Here is a 17,334-nt window from a genome sequence, read left to right on the forward strand (position 1 = left end):
ACATTTTATGAAAAAACTTTCATTATTATTAATTTTTCCTGCCTTATTAATGGCTCAGGAAAAGAATACCTCAGTTGCCCCAAAACAACAAGGTAAGTACGATACCAACAAATTCAGTCAAATGTATGATTTGCTGGCAACACCAAACATGTTTCGTACTGCTTCAGGAGCACCAGGCCCTGCATACTACCAACAACAGGCAGATTATAAAATTGATATCGAATTAGACGATAAAAATTCAAAATTAACAGGTTCTGAAGTTATTACGTATTCAAATAATTCTCCGGATAGTTTAGAATATTTATGGATTCAGTTGGATCAGAATCAGGCTAAAGCAAATACTCAGTCTCCATTGGCTGAAAGCGAAAAAATCAATCAGGTATTACCATTAGATGGTTTTTCTAATAAATATCTGAAAAAAGATTTGGAGCGTGGTTTCAACATCGAACAGGTAAAAGACGCTAAAGGAAATCCACTGTCATATACGATCAACGAAACGATGATGCGTATTAATTTGGCAACTCCTTTAAAAGCGGGAGAAAAAATTTCATTAGCTATAAAATGGTGGTATAACATCAATAATTATAGAAAAGAAGGCGGACGTTCAGGTTATGAATTATTCGAAAAAGACGGAAATAAATTATATGTAATTGCGCAATTCTACCCAAGAATGGCGGTTTATAATGATGTTGAAGGATGGCAAAATATGCAATTCTGGGGAAGCGGAGAGTTTGCTCTTCCTTTCGGAAATTTCGATGTAAATATTACAGTTCCTGCAGATCATGTTATTGATGCAACAGGAGAATTAACAAACAGAAGTGAAGTTTTTACTGCAGAACAGGTAAAACGTTACGAACAAGCTCAGAAATCATTTGATAAACCAGTTGTAATTGTTACTCAGGCAGAAGCTGAAGTAGCTGAAAAAGGTTTCTCTGAAAAGAAAAAAACATGGAAATTTAGTGCTAAAAACGTACGCGATTTCGGTATCGCTTCTTCAAGAAAATTCATTTATGATGCAATGGCTGTAAAATTGGGTGGTAAAATTGTTATGGCAGAATCTGTTTATCCTAAAGAAGCAAATCCGCTTTGGGGAGAAACTTCTACAGTGACAGTAGCGCACACTTTAAAAAGCTATTCATCTCATACTTTTGATTATCCTTATCCAAAAGCAGTTTCAGTTTCGGCTGAAGATCAGGGAATGGAATATCCGATGATTTGTTGGAATTTTGGACGACCTGATGAAAATGGCGTTACTAGCGAACAAGTTAAAAACGGAATGATTGGTGTTGTAATTCACGAAGTGGGGCACACTTTCTTCCCAATGATCGTAAACTCTGATGAACGTCAATGGACGTGGATGGATGAAGGTTTAAATTCATTTTTGGAATATTTGGCAGAACAGGAATTAGGTACAAATTTCCCATCAAGACGCGGCCCTGCAAAAAATATCGTTCCTTACATGAGTGGGGATCAAAAGTTTTTAGAGCCAATTATGTCTAACTCTGAAACGATTGCACAATTTGGGAATAATGCTTACGGAAAGCCGGCTACAGGTCTTAATATCTTAAGAGAAGTAGTTATGGGAAGAGAATTATTCGATTACGCTTTTAGAACTTATTCAAATAGATGGAAGTTCAAACATCCAACTCCTGAAGATTTCTTCAGAACTATGGAAGACGCATCTGCAGTAGATTTAGATTGGTTTTTCAGAGGATGGTTTTACTCAACTGATTTTGTTGATATCGGAATTAAAGAGGTAAAACAATATTATGTGTCTGATACTCCAACAGCTGATTTAAAAGACGCTAAGGTTAGAAAAGGACGTTTTGGATTAGATAAAGGTCCATTCGTTTATTTAGTTGCAAGTGATAACGTGGAAGTTAATGCTTCTCAGAAAAAAGCTTTGAAAGTTGATGATGTAAAATTATTGGCTGATTATGTAAATCAAAGTTTTACAGCTGAAGAAAAAGCAGGTTTAAAATCACCAAAATATTTCTACGAAGTTGAGTTTAATAAACCAGGCGGAATGATTATGCCAATTTTGGTTGAGATCACTTATGAAGATGGTTCAAAACAAAACTTCCAGTATCCGGCACAAATCTGGAGAAAAAATAACGATACAGCTAAGAAAGTTTACGCAACTGAAAAAGCAATCAAAAGCATACAGATAGATCCAAAATTAATGACAGCTGATATTGATGTGACCAACAACTCTTGGCCAAAAGTAGAAGAAAAGTCAAAATTTGATTAAGTATAAAACTAAAAAGACTCTGAAAAGAGTCTTTTTTTTTAAGTAAATTTTAAAACAGTCAGCTGCAAAATTTAATATCTTTGTGGCACATAAAAATATAAGATATGTTTGGTATAGGAGGAGGAGAATTAGTTTTCATACTGTTTATAGTACTTATGCTTTTTGGTTCTGACAAAGTGCCTGAAATCGCTCGTACAATGGGAAAAGCTATGGCGCAATTAAAAAATGCGACCAACGATATTAAAAGTGAAATTCATAAAGGTGCCGAAGCAAATGGTTTTGATTCAAAAGCGCTTACGGACATTACTGGTAATATCAACGCCCAAATTAACGAGGCAAAAACTAATTTATTAGGCGATACCACTAACTTGACTGGTAATCTGTTAGGCGATACTGCTACAGAAATCGACAAAGTAAAAGAAGATATCGACACAATCTCCGGACCTGTAAAACGCCAAATGTAATATGCTTGAAAAAATACAAGAATTAGATACCAATCTCTTGGTGTATCTTAATAGTTTAGGTTCTGAAACATTCGACAATCTTTGGCTAATTATCACCAATCAATTGTATTGGACACCATTTTTTCTATTCCTGTTTTTTCTTATTTATAAAAAGATAGGTATAAAACAAACCTTGTATATTCTTCTTTTTATTGCAGTTTTAATTGCTTTTACAGATCAGATGACCAATCTGTTCAAACATACTTTCGAACGTTTACGTCCGTGTAATAATCCCGAAATAAATAGCTTTATTCGCGTTGTTCAGGTTCGTAAATCGTATAGTTTTTTCTCAGGTCATGCTGCTAACACAATGGCTGTTGCCACCTTTTTATTCCTGATTTTAAAGCGTCATTTTAAGTATTTAGGTTTTTTATTTTTATGGCCATTAATCTTCGCTTATAGCCGAATTTATTTAGGGTTGCACTATCCGGGAGACATTCTTACCGGTTATTTCTTCGGGGCTGTTTTTGGATCACTGCTATTTTTGGTTTATCGAAAACTAAAACCTTTATATTTTCCAGGATAATTTTTAGGAGCTATTTCCGGCTGTCCGCTATATCTTTTCCTGGCTAAAGGAGCCAGAAAAAGGATACCGCTTCCATCCGGGCTAGGGCACTCATTTTCAAAAGATGTTTTAGTATTTTAAAAATTAAATGAAACTTAATCATTAGGGAGTTTAACACCGTTCCAAATTATTATAAGTTGAAAAGTGGTTATTAATATCGTTAAAATGATATGATAAATCGGAACTTCTGTTTTAGAAAAAAAATCGGAAATTTCTTTTCCATTCAGTCTTTCAAGGAGTCTTATATTATTATATTTATTAATAAAGGTTAGGGGTAATATTACCCAACTAAAAAGCAACATAATAATAAAGGTCTTTTTGTTTATCATTATGTCTTTGACATAAAAAGCATCGTAAGTTTTACCGCTAATAACAATAATAAAAAACAAAAACACAATCCATATTAAACGAATGTTTTGACTTGCTTTTAGGGCAAAATAGTTTAGCGTAATAAAAATTAAAGAGTAGATTATTGTTGTCATATACTATTCACTTTTAATTTTTAAGAATCATTTTCTCACTCCATTCCAATCCATCTGGAAGAACTTGGTTACTAAATTCAATATGAATAACTCTTCGTCTTTCGTTATTTGTAGTTTTGTTTGAAGCGTGAAATAGTAAAGGTTTCATGATCATAATTCCGCCTTTCTCAACTTCACAAATGGTTTCATTTTCAATCTCCAGGTTTTCAACTCTAAAGATTCCTTTTGAATGCGAATTATTTATCACTTTTAAAGCACCATTGTCCTTGGTTGTGTTGTCTAGGTGAATTCTGATTGTGAAATTATTTTCCAGAATTTCCTTTGGAGGCTGAACTGCAAATTGGTTTTGTTTTATAGTCCAGTTTTCGAAGTTTTCGATTTCAATTTTCTTATCAACTGAAATTGTCAAATCTTGATGATAAGCAACAAACCAATTAGACTTTTCCGGTTTATCAAAATGGATGGACTTCGTTATAAAGTAACCTTCTCCAAAATTAGATTCAATAATATCTTTTAAATTTGGATTGAAGATATAAGGTAAAGTTTCAGGGATTTCTTTATGAAATTGTCGGATAGCAAATAAATCCTGAGATTTTCTAAAAGTAGCTGTATCTACTCTGTTTTCTGAATTATTCTCAATCAAAGAAATCAGCTTTTCGATTTCATTTTTAGTATAAACAGTATTTATAATTGTAAAACCTTCAGTGTCTATTTCGTTTAAAGAATTCATTTTGAAATCAAGTATTATTTAATTACAGATTCTAAAAAAAAAACTTAGTGCCTCAGAACCTTATTGCGTCAGAACCTCTTTTCTACAAAACCCTACTCACTGTCAATCCATCACGAATTGGCAACAAAACGGTCTCCACTCTTGGATCATTTTTCAAAAGTAAGTTATATTCTAAAAGCACTTTTGTACTAACATCATTCGGGTGAACAGGTTCAAGGATTTTTCCGCTCCATAAAACATTATCAGATAAAATAATGCCGCCTTTATTCATCTTTGGAACAATCATTTCCCAATAATTCAGATAATTTTCTTTATCGGCATCAATAAAAACCAAATCGAACTTCACATCCAAATTTGGAATAATATCAATTGCTTCCCCTAAATGCTGAAAAATTTGATTACCCCAAGGCGAGGCATCAAAATACTTTCGTTGAAAATCAATTAATTCTTCTTTGATATCAATAGTATGCAATTGACCATTCTCCTGCATTCCTTCACACAGACATAAAGCCGCATAACCAGTATACGTTCCGATTTCCAGAATATTTACCGGACGAATCAATTTAGATAACATACTTAAAACTCTACCTTGAAAATGTCCGCTTAACATTCTTGGTAAAAGGATTTTCTGGTACGTTTCTTTATTAAGTTTTGCTAACAATTCTGGCTCATTTTCAGAATGCTGCTCGATATAATCTTCTAAGTCCTGTGAAATAAAATGCATGTTGTAGTATCTTCTAATTTAAGGCAAAAATACAAAAAATATCCGCTCGCTTTTTTGCATAAAAAAAACCATCCGAATTAGCGAATGGTTTTAATTTTTGAATGTTAATGAAATTATTTTTTCAATTCTTCATTTACCTCTTTGGCAGTTTTTACTGTTCCGTCTTTTGCAGCTTTTGCAGCGGCCTCTGCTTTGTCTGCAGCTTTTTTAGCGGCTTCTTTTACATCAGCGGCTGCTTTTTGGGTAGCATCTTTTACATCTTCAGCTGCTTTTTCAGTTTTAGTAACGGCACTGTCTTTTACTTCTTCAATATCTGTTGTAAGAGAATCTACTTTGTTTCCAAGAGTCAATTCGTCTTCTGCAGGTTTTGGTTCTTTCTTCTCACAAGATTGAACAGCGAATGCTAATAAAGCTACAACAGCTAAGCTTAAAATTTGTTTTTTCATGATTAAATTCTTTTTAAAAGTTGATAAAATATAAAGGTTATAAAGCTGAAAAAATAAAAATACAAATTTTAAAATTAAGCGCTCTTTGTAAGATTATTTTCCTGTGAAGAGCAAGACAATTCCCGTGCCAATTTTTTTGATTTTGAAAGTTTGCTTCTAAAGTTTTTTATATTCTATAATGAAGAAAGATACTCTATTTTTTTTTAGTTTTTGTACAAACTGAAATTGATCACGATTTCGTCTTTCACTTTAATTAAACCCGCCATTTTAGTTGGTGGCTCTAACTCAATATCAGAGAACTTTAGATTAAGAGAGCCTTGAATTTTATTGGCCGTGGTATACAATATAAAATCTTTGTATTGGAGTGTTTTATTGGTTATCAAAAAAGTTAGGTTGCATTTATAATTTTTTCCAACTGATCTGATATCTTTAATGCAAACGGCACTATTCGGGAACTGTTTTATTTTTATTGTTCCTTGTAGGTCTTTTGTCATTATTTTGTTTCCACAATCAAAATTCGACATCTTGATTTCAGTATTAAAAATGTTTTTTTTGATTGAATTTAGGTATACTGTATCTTTTTTAATAAAAAAATTAGAACAGTTATACTTACCAACGGTTGAGTTTCCGGTAATTTCAATTTCAATTTTGTTAATTACTAAAACAGAATCATCAGTTAAAAAAGTGGGTTTAGCACTTCCAAAGAAAAAGAAAATTGCTAAACCCAAAGTTAAATTTAAAAGTAAACGTTTCATCTTATCAGAATGAAATAACCGCCTCAAACATTATTCCTTTAAAGCTGCCTCCGAAGAGATCATTTGGAGTTGTGCCATTAAATTGAGCGAAGTTTTTATAATTCTGATCAACATATTCTAATTTGGCCAAAATATTTTTTGTCATAAACCAGCCAGCTGCGCCTTCAAATCTGTTTATTTGGATAGCTTCAGCATTTGCATTTGAAAGTTTTCCATCAACTAAATTGTATTTTCCGCCCACATAAAATCTTTCTCCTTCTCCAAAACGATATACCAGGTCTCCAACGTATTGATTTACTTTACGAGTGTCATCAGTACCTTTGAAGTCGCCGCCAGAGGTAAATTCTAAAGTTCCAAAAAACTCAAGACCTTTATATTTAATAAATGGATTAACCATATATGATGTAGCCCAGTTTCCGTATCCAGGATTAAAACGCCCAGTATCTTTATTGGCCGTTGGATCAAAATTGTTGGCAACAGAAGAAATAACTGCTTGTGTTGCCGGGGTTATCACATTATAATCAGCATGACTCATTACGCCATAAAAACGACTTCCTGCTCTGTCTGAAGCATATAAATTTCCACTAGAATTTGCCGTGTGATAATACGATCCAGTAAGTCTGATTCTCAAATGTTCGTTGATTTGTTTGTCCCAACCTAATTTTGCAATTATTGAAGGACTAATTGTAGTGTTTGCATCTGGTTTTAAGGGTGTCGTTGGAGCCGGGACAATTTCAGCTACACTTTGGTTTAATTTAGAATTGGTAACGCCAATCATACTCACAAATCCTGATCTGTTGTAGTAAAGTTCAGCACCCATTTCGGTAATGAAAGCATCCATTATATTATTGCCTACGAACGGATTCATAAATGCGTTTCCATTGTCTGATCTTCTAAAATGGGCATCACCATAATTATTCTCCATTTGACCAATTTTGATAGTTGTATATTGCATGAAATCAGCTAAGAAATCTTTTTTAATGAAGTCTAGTTTGTCAATTTGAAGATAACCGCCTTTTACCCAGGTTTCATTATGATGCCTTGAAGCCAGATATACATCTAAGTTTACACGCACACCATCATATAATTGGGCTCCAATAGTGAAATTGGCATTAGGTAAATTAAAATTATTTTCGAGATTATTTAATCTGTAACCAGGAGCGGTTGCTAAATCTTTTTGATCATTAAATGAGTTTAAAGCTTGAAATTGAAGGGCAAATGCAGCTCCCATATCAACACTTAATCCTTTGTAAGATACAGTGTCTTTTTTGACGTCAAATTGATTGATTCCTTTTTGACTTCGTGGAATTTGGTTCTGAATGTGTCCAAAACTGACTTGCGCATTTACAGCAAACGCACTTGCTAAGGCGATAAATAGGATATAGATTTTTTTCATGGCGATTATAAATTAAAGTTTAGATTAAATTTTAAGGTCAAATCCTGACCAGTTTTGATGGTTCCTAACAAGGCAGTTGGAGACTTCATTCCAAAATCAGTAAAAGTAATTTTGTTACTTCCCTGCATGTTTACCCCATCTTTCGTAATAGTTGTTTTTACGGTAGTTTTTAAGATTTTACTAACTCCTGCAATAGTGTAAGTTCCTGTAAGTTCCCAGGTAGTTTCGTTTATCTTTTCGGCAGATTTTAGAACATATTTAATGTTTTTTTGCTTGTCCGTTTTTAAAGTTTCGTAAGCTACTTTATCCATGCTTTTTTTCTCACTTTTAATGCTTTCTGCTAAAAGAGTAATAGAAAGTGATTCGATATCTGTAAGCTTAGAATTGGCAATCGATAAATTGGCGGTTCCGTTTCCGGAAGCCGATTTCATTTCCCAATCATGCAGCGTCGAAGTTCCTGAAACGGAAAAGGTCGATTTACTGTCTAAAGCATAATTTTTTTGAGCAGATGCAAATGATGAGATTCCCAGAAAGGAAATTACAATTGCGAGTAACTTTATTTTTCTTGATTTCATTTTGATAATATTTATTGAAATGTTTGTGGCTTTTCGCCAATTCTGCCTTAGTACTAATAGCATCCTTTGTTAACTTGAACCAAATGTATTATTCATATTATGAGATTTTACTGATAAAAATCATTGTTAAAATTTTATTAAAATTATATTTATAACTACATCGATTTCAGCAATTGTTTCGCAGGTTAGGGATGTAAAAAGGAGTGTTAAAATTGTAGAATTAGTAATTTTTAGAATTGCTCAGATATCAATTTTTAAGATTGTATCGTAGTTTATACTGTTAGAAATGAACAAATACTTAAATTTGCACCATGCAAATCGAGAAAAAAGACATAAGAGCCTTATCAAAAGATCAATTACGAGATTTTTTTGTCGCAAATAATGACAAAGCTTTTCGTGGAAATCAAGTCTATGAATGGTTGTGGAGCAAAGGAGCACATAGTTTTGAGGATATGACGAATGTTGCCAAAACAACACGTTCTATGCTTGAAGATAATTTTGTTATCAACCATATTAAGGTTGATACCATGCAACGTAGTAGTGACGGAACAGTAAAAAATGCAGTTCGTTTACATGATGGTTTAGTGGTAGAATCCGTTTTGATTCCAACCGATACCAGAACAACGGCTTGTGTGTCAAGCCAGGTGGGTTGTAGTTTAGATTGTAATTTCTGCGCAACATCAAGATTGAAAAGAATGCGTAATCTGGAACCGGGAGAAATCTACGATCAGATTCTGGCAATTGATAAAGAAAGTCGTTTATATCACAATCATCCGCTTTCGAATATTGTTTTTATGGGAATGGGAGAGCCTTTAATGAATTATAATAATGTCATTAAAGCAATAGATATGGTTACATCATCAGAAGGTTTGGGAATGTCACCAAAACGAATCATGGTTTCAACTTCCGGAATTCCGAAAATAATTAAGAAAATGGCTGATGATGATGTGAAATTCAAATTGGCAGTTTCATTACATTCGGCAATCGACGAAATTCGAGCGCGCATCATGCCTTTCAGTGTGAATTTTCCTTTAAAAGATTTACGTGAAGCTTTAGAATATTGGTACAGAAAAACGAAAAGCAAAATCTCGTACGAATATGTGGTATGGAAGGGAATTAACGACGACAAAGCCTCAATTGATGCTTTGGTGAAATTCTGTAAATATGTGCCTTGTAAGGTTAATTTAATTGAATATAATCCAATTGATGACGGTGAGTTTCAGCAAGCTTCTGAAGAATCTATTATGGCTTACATTAAAGCTTTAGAGAATATTGGAGTAGTAGTAAAAGTACGTCGCAGTCGCGGAAAAGATATTGACGCTGCCTGCGGGCAATTGGCAAATAAAGAAGGATAAGTTCCTGATATTTTAAATAAGCAAAAAAGCATTAAAAACGAGAGATCTTCTTGTTCTTAATGCTTTTTTTCTGGGCAAAAAGGATTCTTATTTTTTCAAATCGATTTCTTCCGTTACGCCGTCTTTTGTGATTTTAGCAAGTGTGTCGCAACTTCCGTCTCCGTAATCAATAACTGCCGAAGCACCATTTTTAGTTACAGAAACAATTCCTTTTACAGCAAATGATTTTTTACATATTGCTTTAAATTGTAAAGGTGTTGTGATTTCAGCTGAAAAGGTATCTCCATTTGGAAAAGTGGTTGTGCCGCTTCCGGTTACCAAATAAGCATTGTCTTCCCAATTGAACCAGGTATCATAACCTTCTACCATTTCTTTAACCAAAGAACCTTTTCTGGTGTAAACGCCTCCGTCATCAAAAGTAATGGTCAGGTCGATTGCAGCGGTAAATACAGGATGTGCTGTTGCCAGTAAATCGGTTGTTTTTACAGTTCGTACGATGCTTTTACTACCCTGAAGTTTTTTGCCATTGTGATAAAATCCATCAAAAGTATAACTAATGGTCTGTGTTGAAGCAGAAAAGTCATTTGAGAACGAAATAACCATTTTTCCTTTTACAGTATTTCCATTTTCTAAGGTACAGCCTTCAACACCAAAATCGACAGTTCTGGTCCAGGTATTGTTAGTTAATACTGTTGTAATAATAGCACAACTCGGAAGGAAATTTTTTACCGGCCCGCTTGGTTTGCTTGTCACATTTTGTTGTGCGCTAAATTGATCTTCAGCAATATTAGTTACATCATCTATCGAGGCGTCAATTTTAGAATTTGTAACTATTTCATCTTTAGAAATGGCTGCTGATGTTCCGTCATTTGTTTTTTCATCAGAATTACAGCTGATAAAAAAAGATAAAGCCACTAATGTTCCAATAAATAAAAATTTTGTTTTCATAATAAATTAGTTTTACGTGATTTTAATTAATGAACTCAAATTAGGCTTTAACCAGATTATGTTTTGGGTGGTGAATTTACATTAGTGTACAAATTGTTGATATACTAACGTAAAATACACAACGTTTTTTTATTTAAAATAGTATATTTGGAATCGAAATGAATATTACTTCTCAAATAAAACAGCCCATTTTTAACGAGATGGAACTTTTTGAAAAAAAGTTCCATGAATCGATGACCTCAAAGGTGGCTTTACTGAACCGTATCACATATTACATCGTAAATCGTAAAGGAAAACAAATGCGTCCTATGTTTGTTTTTCTGACAGCAAAAATGGTTTCTGCCGGGATTGTAAACGAAAGAACGTATCGTGGAGCATCTGTAATTGAATTAATTCATACCGCTACTTTAGTTCATGATGATGTGGTAGACGACAGTAATCGCCGTCGTGGATTTTTCTCAATAAATGCACTTTGGAAAAATAAAATAGCTGTTTTGGTTGGTGATTACTTATTATCGAAAGGATTATTGCTATCGATAGATAATGGTGATTTTGATTTACTTCGTATTATTTCAGTTGCCGTTCGTGAAATGAGCGAAGGGGAATTGCTTCAGATAGAAAAAGCCAGAAGACTTGATATTACTGAAGATGTTTATTACGAAATCATCCGAAAAAAGACCGCTACACTTATCGCGGCTTGTTGTGCGCTTGGCGCAAAATCGGTAATTGAAGATGATATTCAGGTGGAGAATATGCGAAAATTTGGCGAGCTTATCGGAATGGCTTTTCAAATCAAGGATGACTTGTTCGATTACAGCGAAGAAGCAATAGGTAAACCAACCGGAATCGATATTAAAGAGCAAAAAATGACTTTGCCTTTAATTCATGTTTTAAATACTTGTACTCCGCAAGAAAAAAAGTGGTTGATCAACTCCATCAAAAACCACAACAAAGACAAAAAACGCGTCAAAGAAGTTATTGCTTTTGTAAAAGACAATAATGGTTTGGCTTATGCCGAAAATAAAATGGTGCAATTTCAGCACGAAGCACTTTTACTTTTAGAGAATTACCCTGATTCTGAGTTTAAAGCTGCTCTTGTTTTGATGGTGAATTACGTTATTGAGAGAAAAAAATAATTAGATAATTAGAAAATTTGTCAATTAGATAATTGCTTTACTTGGTTGTAAATCAGTTTTTTTGTGTTTTATTTTGGAATTTGGAATTTCTTTTTTGATTTTTTTTTATTTCCCATGCAACCATTTCTCAACCTTACTCGTCTATGCTAATAGAAGTCTGTTAGTAAACCAAAACCGAAACGCTTATAAATGAAAATTATTCATTTACATCAAGAAGAAACTGAACTTATAAAGTTGGCTGTCGAAAATAATCGACAAGCACAACAGCAGATATATAGTCGGTTTTCTTCAAAAATGCTGAGTGTTTGTCGACAATATATAAAAGACATTCAATTGGCCGAAGATGTAATGATAACCGCTTTCATGAAAGTATTTACCAACTTAAACAAATTTGAACATAAAGGGAGTTTTGAAGGCTGGATTCGCCGAATTATGGTGAACGAATGTATTTCGTATTTAAGAGTTCAGAAAAAAGTAAAATTTACCGAAGATGAAATTTATATAGAAGAAAGTTTCAATGCAATTGACAGTCAGTTTTCAATAGATCAGATTCAGTTTTTAATTGATGCTTTGCCGGACGGTTATAAAATGGTTTTCAATTTATACGCCATCGAAGGATACAAACACAATGAAATTGCCAAGATGTTGGGGATTAATGAAGGAACATCGAAATCGCAATTATCGCACGCCAGAAAAATGCTGCAAACACAAATTACTATTTTAAAAAAACAAGATAATGGAACCGAATAATTTTGAAAAGGATTTCCGTGAAAAACTAAATAAACGCAAAATTGAACCAAGTGACAAAGCCTGGGATCGATTGGATGCAATGTTGAGTGTTGCTGAAGAAAAGAAACAGCCAAAAAAGAAAAACAAATGGTTATACATCGCAGCAAGCCTTGTTGGGTTTTTATTGGTTGGAACTTTCTTTTTTAACCAGAAAAAAACAATTGAACCCCCTATGAATTCAGTTGTTGTTGAGGAAAATATTAAAGAGGATTCGGTAGTAAAACCGATATTAAATGCAATCGATTCGGTTAAAACGGAAATTGCTGTTTCTGAAAAAGATGCCACTCAAACTTCTACTCAAATTTCAATTGCAGAAAAAATAAATCATAATCAAAACACAAATAAAACCATTAAAAATGAATCAAATCAAATAGCGGAGTCTTCAATCATCATCAAAAACAATCAGGAAAAACAAGCAATCAACAATCAAACTTTAGTTGTCGAAACTTCTAAAAGCGAAACAGTAGATCAATTATTGGATTCGGCCGAAAAAACAATAATTGCTGAAAATTCGACTAAGCCAAAATCAAGAGTCAGAATAAATGCTAATGATTTACTTAATCAAGTCGATGGAGAACTAGAACTCTCTTTCAGAGAAAAACTTATTTCTAAAATCAATAGAAATTATCAAACAGTCAAAGTGGCTGTTGCTAATAGAAATGTTAAAGAGTAATTATTAAAATCATCAATCAAATCATCAATCAAAAAAAACAATCATGAAAAATTTTACCATTTATTTATTTATTTTATTCTTCTTATTAGTCAATAAAATGATAGGGCAGGAAACTTTTGAGAACAAAGCAAAAACAATAGCTGTAAGCATTGAAAAAATTACTACTGAGGAAAAAGCAGCTTTAAAAAAAGAAATTGACGAGGTAAACAGTCAATTAATTGAAGGAACAATTTCTAAGGAAGAAGCTGAAAAGAAAAAGAAAAATTTTGCTGAAATTAGAGCACGTAACATCGAAAACAGAACGGCAATAGAACAAGATAAATTACAAGAATTAGTTCAGGAAAAGGTAGATGGCAAAATAGATTATAAGAAAGAACGAGGAGGAACAATTATTTTACTTGGCGGAAGCAATGATTCTATTAGACCGAATCAAACAGAGATTAATATTCCTTCTATGAAAGTTTATGAGGGAAGAGAGGCAAAAGTTAAAAGAGAATCTAAAAGAACAACATCTCAATTTGTGTTTGCCGCAGGATTAAATAGTACTATGGTTGATGGGAAACTTCAGGATTCAAATTATAGTTTTATAGGATCACATTTCTACGAGTGGGGTTTTACATTTAACTCAAGAATAATGGCTAATAATAATTTATTGCATGCTAAATACGGACTTTCGTTAATGTATAATAATCTTCGACCAACAGATAATCGCAGTTTTGTTGTCAATAATGAGGTAACAGAATTAGTGACCAACCCAATAAATTTAAAAGAATCACGCTTTAGAAATGTTTATTTGGTAGTTCCTGTTCATTTAGAATTTGATTTTTCAAAAGATGGCAATTATGAAGGTAAAAGTTATTTTAGAACCCATAAAGGTTTTCGTTTGGGAGTTGGAGGGTATACAGGAATTAATGTAAAATCGAAACAGATTTTAAAGTACGAAGACAATGATTATAAAACGACGCAAAAAACAAAAGGAGACTTTAATACGAACAACTTTATTTACGGGCTAAGTACCTATATAGGCTATAAGGAAACAAGTTTGTATTTGAAATATGATTTGAACCCGATATTTCAAGACAATCCTGTAAAGGAGAATAATATTTCATTAGGTATACGTTTCGATTTTAATTAAATAAAAATTAAATTAGTTAGTAAGGAAAGCGCTTTGAAAAAGGCGCTTTTTTTATGTGACAAATCGATAAATTTCAAGATGGATTTATGTATTTTTACAAGCTCTCAACTTTTAAATTATTTTACGTTTTGATCTCACAAAGTACAATTGATTCTGTTTTTGAAACTGCTCGTGTAGAGGAGGTTATTGGTGATTTTGTTAATTTAAAACGTGCCGGAAGTAATTTTAAAGGATTGAGTCCATTCTCAGATGAGCGCTCTCCGTCGTTCATGGTGTCGCCTGCAAAAGGAATCTGGAAAGATTTTAGTACCGGTAAAGGAGGGAACTCTGTTAAATTCCTAATGGAGCACTCGCAATTTACCTATCCGGAAGCCATTCGATATTTGGCCAAAAAATACAATATCGAGATTGAAGAGACCGAACAAACAGATGCTGAAAAAGCGATAACTGATGTTCGTGAAAGTATGTATTTGGTTTCAGAATTTGCAAAAGATTATTTTCATAAAACACTTTTAAATTCAGAGGAAGGAAAAGCAATTGGGCTTTCTTATTTTAAAGAAAGAGGTTTTACAAATGAGACGATTAAAAAGTTTAGCTTGGGATATTCTCCGGAAACGTGGGATGCTTTAACCAAAGAAGCTTTGGGTAAAGGATATAAGCTTGAATTTCTTGAAAGTACCGGTTTGACAATTCCAAGAGAAGATCGTCCTTTTGACCGTTTTAAAGGTCGTGTAATGTTTCCGATTGAAAGTATGTCGGGACGTGTTTTGGGTTTTGGAGGACGTATTTTAACGAATGATAAAAAAGCGGCGAAGTATTTAAACTCGCCTGAAAGTGATATTTACCATAAAAGTAAAGTTCTTTATGGAATTTATCAGGCCAAGCAGGCAATAGCAAAACAAAATAATTGTTATTTGGTTGAAGGGTATACAGATGTAATTCAGTTTAATCAGGCCGGAATTGAGAATGTTGTGGCTTCTTCCGGTACAGCCTTAACGCCAGATCAAATCCGATTAGTAAATCGTCTGACCAGAAATATTACCGTGCTTTTTGATGGCGACGCTGCAGGACTTCGTGCTTCTATTCGTGGAATCGATTTGATTCTGGAAGAAGGTATGAATGTAAGAGTTTGTGGTTTTCCTGACGGAGAAGATCCGGACAGTTTTGCCCGAAAAAATTCTCATGATGATTTAGTAGCTTATTTAGAAGAAAACAGTAAAGATTTTATACAGTTTAAAGCGTCTCTTCTAATGAAAGAGGCCAAAAACGATCCTATAAAAAAAGCCGATTTGATTCGCGATATGGTTGTTAGTATTTCGAAAATTCCGGATCGTATTCAGCGTGAAGTTTATACTCAGGAATGTGCCCGAATTATGGATATTTCGGAGCAGGTTTTGGTGAGCACGTTGGCACAGTTGATTCAAAAAGATCTTACCGAAGCCAATAAAAAGCAAAAGCAGGAACAAAAACCTTTTGAAGTTGTTAGAAACCAGAATCCCAAAAATACTGGTTTTTCAGGAGGAGACCCGGAAGATCCAAGAAATGGACCGCCTGAGGGTTATTTTGAAGAACCGGGATATCCTCAACAACAACAACAAAGCGAAAAGGTTGATGTATTATATCGTCTGGAGCGAAAAGTAATTGAAATTTTATTGCTTTATGGCGATAAAACAGAAGAATTTGAAGATGTACTTTTAAAAAATAATGAAGAAGGGGAGATTGTAATGGTCTCTGAAAAGAGACAATACAAAGTTTTTCAGCGAATTTATTTGAGTTTGCAGGAAGACGAGGTAGAACTTTCCAATAATTTATTCCGGGATATTTTTACTGATTTAATTGCTTTTTATCATCAAAATGAAAAGTTTAGTCTTGAACAATATTTAATGCGTTTACAGCCTGATTTCGCTCAGGAAGTTACAGATATTTTAATGGAAGATGAAAGATTAGCTCTTCATGATTGGGAGGGGCAGAATATTTTCACAAAGGGGAAACACGAAACGATAGCACAATATGTAACTGAAACAGTTATGTCTATGCGTTGGTTTTTAGTGGGTAAAATTATTGAAGAATTAAAAAGCTCTATACAACCTGATAATTCAGATAATACAGAGCTTTTGTCTATGGTAATGGATTACTCAAGTTTAGTTAATTCATTCTCGAAAAAACTCGGAAGAGTAATGTCGAGATACCATTAAATAATTTCTAAAGTCTTCGCTTTGTTAACTAAGTCAACTAAATTAGTAACATTCAATTTAGTCAATAATCTTAATTTGTAAGTACTGATCGTTTTTTCGTTCAGATTTAAGATTTTAGAGATTTCATTGTTTTTCTTACCATCACTTAAATAACGTAAAACTTCAATCTCGCGATTTGACAGTTTTCTGTACAAACGTTCGCTTTTGCTTTGTTTAGCAATTAGAGCCATGTTTTTACGTACAGTCTCGTTGATGATAATTTTTCCTTCATGTACTTTGATAATAGAAAGACCTAAAGTTTCAAGTTTTTCTGTTTTGTGTACATACCCGGAAACTCCTGCTTTAATTGCATTTGGAGCATACATTTGTTCAGCGAGGTCACTAAAAATTACAATTTTTGTTTTTGGGAAGTTTTTCAGGATTGATTTAACTTCAAAGATACTAGAAAGACCTTCTAACTCTAAATCTAGAATTAGGATGTCAATTTCCTTCGTTTGAAGAATATCTCTAACCATTGAAAAATTGCCCACATTGGCAACAATTGAAATTTGATCGTGGTCTTTAAAATAAGACTTAACGCCAAAGTGAGTCACAGGATGATTGTCTGCAAGACATACTTTAATCATAATTTTTACCTTTTTAGAATTGTTTTATCATGTTTTTGGAGCTGTAAAAT

18 protein-coding genes are annotated in these 17,334 nt (G+C 33.2%); 9 read left to right on the plus strand and 9 right to left on the minus strand.

All coding sequences use genetic code 11. The features are described 5' to 3' along the window. Nucleotides 1–7: 7 nt before the first annotated feature. The 3 genes from AC3ITQ_RS09010 to AC3ITQ_RS09020 all read left to right on the plus strand — a co-directional run bounded on the left by AC3ITQ_RS09010 (nucleotide 8) and on the right by AC3ITQ_RS09020 (nucleotide 3,280). On the plus strand, nucleotides 8–2,251 hold the full coding sequence (locus AC3ITQ_RS09010; protein WP_489238191.1) for a M1 family metallopeptidase: 2,244 nt from the start codon (nucleotides 8–10) through the stop codon (nucleotides 2,249–2,251). A gap of 104 nt (nucleotides 2,252–2,355) precedes the next feature. Continuing rightward, entirely contained in the window at nucleotides 2,356–2,715 is a 360-nt protein-coding gene (locus AC3ITQ_RS09015; RefSeq protein WP_489238193.1) for a Sec-independent protein translocase subunit TatA/TatB, read from the plus strand. Between the two features lies 1 nt (nucleotide 2,716). Further along, a complete protein-coding gene (locus tag AC3ITQ_RS09020; RefSeq protein WP_489238195.1) occupies nucleotides 2,717–3,280 on the plus strand; it encodes a phosphatase PAP2 family protein in 564 nt (187 codons plus the stop codon). 134 nt (nucleotides 3,281–3,414) lie between these two features. On the opposite strand, the gene AC3ITQ_RS09025 is transcribed toward AC3ITQ_RS09020, so the two are convergent. From AC3ITQ_RS09025 to AC3ITQ_RS09055, 7 genes are all read right to left on the minus strand, one after another. Then, complete coding sequence (locus tag AC3ITQ_RS09025; RefSeq protein ID WP_489238197.1) at nucleotides 3,415–3,801, minus strand: hypothetical protein; 387 nt, start codon at nucleotides 3,799–3,801, stop codon at nucleotides 3,415–3,417. A gap of 13 nt (nucleotides 3,802–3,814) precedes the next feature. Then, nucleotides 3,815–4,531 (minus strand): phytanoyl-CoA dioxygenase family protein, encoded by a 717-nt coding sequence (locus tag AC3ITQ_RS09030; protein WP_489238199.1) that lies wholly within the window; start codon nucleotides 4,529–4,531, stop codon nucleotides 3,815–3,817. A gap of 82 nt (nucleotides 4,532–4,613) precedes the next feature. Continuing rightward, entirely contained in the window at nucleotides 4,614–5,255 is a 642-nt protein-coding gene (locus AC3ITQ_RS09035) for an O-methyltransferase (RefSeq protein WP_489238201.1), read from the minus strand. A 113-nt stretch (nucleotides 5,256–5,368) separates the two neighbouring features. Further along, nucleotides 5,369–5,701 (minus strand): hypothetical protein, encoded by a 333-nt coding sequence (locus AC3ITQ_RS09040; RefSeq protein ID WP_489238202.1) that lies wholly within the window; start codon nucleotides 5,699–5,701, stop codon nucleotides 5,369–5,371. Between the two features lie 203 nt (nucleotides 5,702–5,904). Further along, nucleotides 5,905–6,456, minus strand: a complete 552-nt coding sequence (locus tag AC3ITQ_RS09045) for a hypothetical protein (RefSeq protein ID WP_489238204.1) — start codon at nucleotides 6,454–6,456, stop codon at nucleotides 5,905–5,907. A 4-nt stretch (nucleotides 6,457–6,460) separates the two neighbouring features. Beyond that, nucleotides 6,461–7,852, minus strand: coding sequence for a hypothetical protein (locus tag AC3ITQ_RS09050; protein ID WP_489238206.1), 1,392 nt, complete (start codon nucleotides 7,850–7,852; stop codon nucleotides 6,461–6,463). Nucleotides 7,853–7,857: 5 nt separating this feature from the next. Continuing rightward, nucleotides 7,858–8,427, minus strand: a complete 570-nt coding sequence (locus AC3ITQ_RS09055; RefSeq protein WP_489238208.1) for a YceI family protein — start codon at nucleotides 8,425–8,427, stop codon at nucleotides 7,858–7,860. Nucleotides 8,428–8,738: 311 nt separating this feature from the next. Between AC3ITQ_RS09055 and rlmN the strand changes: the two genes are divergently transcribed. Next, nucleotides 8,739–9,782 (plus strand): dual-specificity RNA methyltransferase RlmN, encoded by a 1,044-nt coding sequence (gene rlmN, locus AC3ITQ_RS09060; protein ID WP_489238209.1) that lies wholly within the window; start codon nucleotides 8,739–8,741, stop codon nucleotides 9,780–9,782. Between the two features lie 87 nt (nucleotides 9,783–9,869). Here rlmN and AC3ITQ_RS09065 read toward each other — a convergent pair whose 3' ends face one another. Continuing rightward, nucleotides 9,870–10,730: a hypothetical protein gene (locus tag AC3ITQ_RS09065; protein WP_489238211.1), complete on the minus strand. Its 861-nt coding sequence runs from the start codon at nucleotides 10,728–10,730 to the stop codon at nucleotides 9,870–9,872. Between the two features lie 158 nt (nucleotides 10,731–10,888). On the opposite strand from AC3ITQ_RS09065, the gene AC3ITQ_RS09070 reads away from it, so the two are divergent. The 5 genes from AC3ITQ_RS09070 to dnaG all read left to right on the plus strand — a co-directional run bounded on the left by AC3ITQ_RS09070 (nucleotide 10,889) and on the right by dnaG (nucleotide 16,658). Next, on the plus strand, nucleotides 10,889–11,866 hold the full coding sequence (locus tag AC3ITQ_RS09070; protein WP_489238213.1) for a polyprenyl synthetase family protein: 978 nt from the start codon (nucleotides 10,889–10,891) through the stop codon (nucleotides 11,864–11,866). 189 nt (nucleotides 11,867–12,055) lie between these two features. Beyond that, the gene (locus AC3ITQ_RS09075) at nucleotides 12,056–12,616 is read left to right on the plus strand and encodes an RNA polymerase sigma factor (protein ID WP_489238215.1); all 561 of its coding nucleotides are present in this window, start codon (nucleotides 12,056–12,058) and stop codon (nucleotides 12,614–12,616) included. After that, nucleotides 12,603–13,328 (plus strand): hypothetical protein, encoded by a 726-nt coding sequence (locus AC3ITQ_RS09080; protein ID WP_489238217.1) that lies wholly within the window; start codon nucleotides 12,603–12,605, stop codon nucleotides 13,326–13,328. The genes AC3ITQ_RS09075 and AC3ITQ_RS09080 overlap by 14 nt, the downstream gene beginning before the upstream one ends. Before the next feature lie 43 nt (nucleotides 13,329–13,371). Beyond that, entirely contained in the window at nucleotides 13,372–14,463 is a 1,092-nt protein-coding gene (locus AC3ITQ_RS09085) for a porin family protein (RefSeq protein ID WP_489238218.1), read from the plus strand. A 128-nt stretch (nucleotides 14,464–14,591) separates the two neighbouring features. Continuing rightward, nucleotides 14,592–16,658 (plus strand): DNA primase, encoded by a 2,067-nt coding sequence (gene dnaG / locus AC3ITQ_RS09090; protein ID WP_489238220.1) that lies wholly within the window; start codon nucleotides 14,592–14,594, stop codon nucleotides 16,656–16,658. On the opposite strand, the gene AC3ITQ_RS09095 is transcribed toward dnaG, so the two are convergent. Next, nucleotides 16,655–17,284, minus strand: coding sequence for a response regulator transcription factor (locus AC3ITQ_RS09095; RefSeq protein ID WP_026730588.1), 630 nt, complete (start codon nucleotides 17,282–17,284; stop codon nucleotides 16,655–16,657). The genes dnaG and AC3ITQ_RS09095 overlap by 4 nt on opposite strands. Between the last annotated feature and the right edge of the window lie 50 nt (nucleotides 17,285–17,334).

It is taken from the genome of Flavobacterium sp. KH_001 (assembly GCF_057840745.1).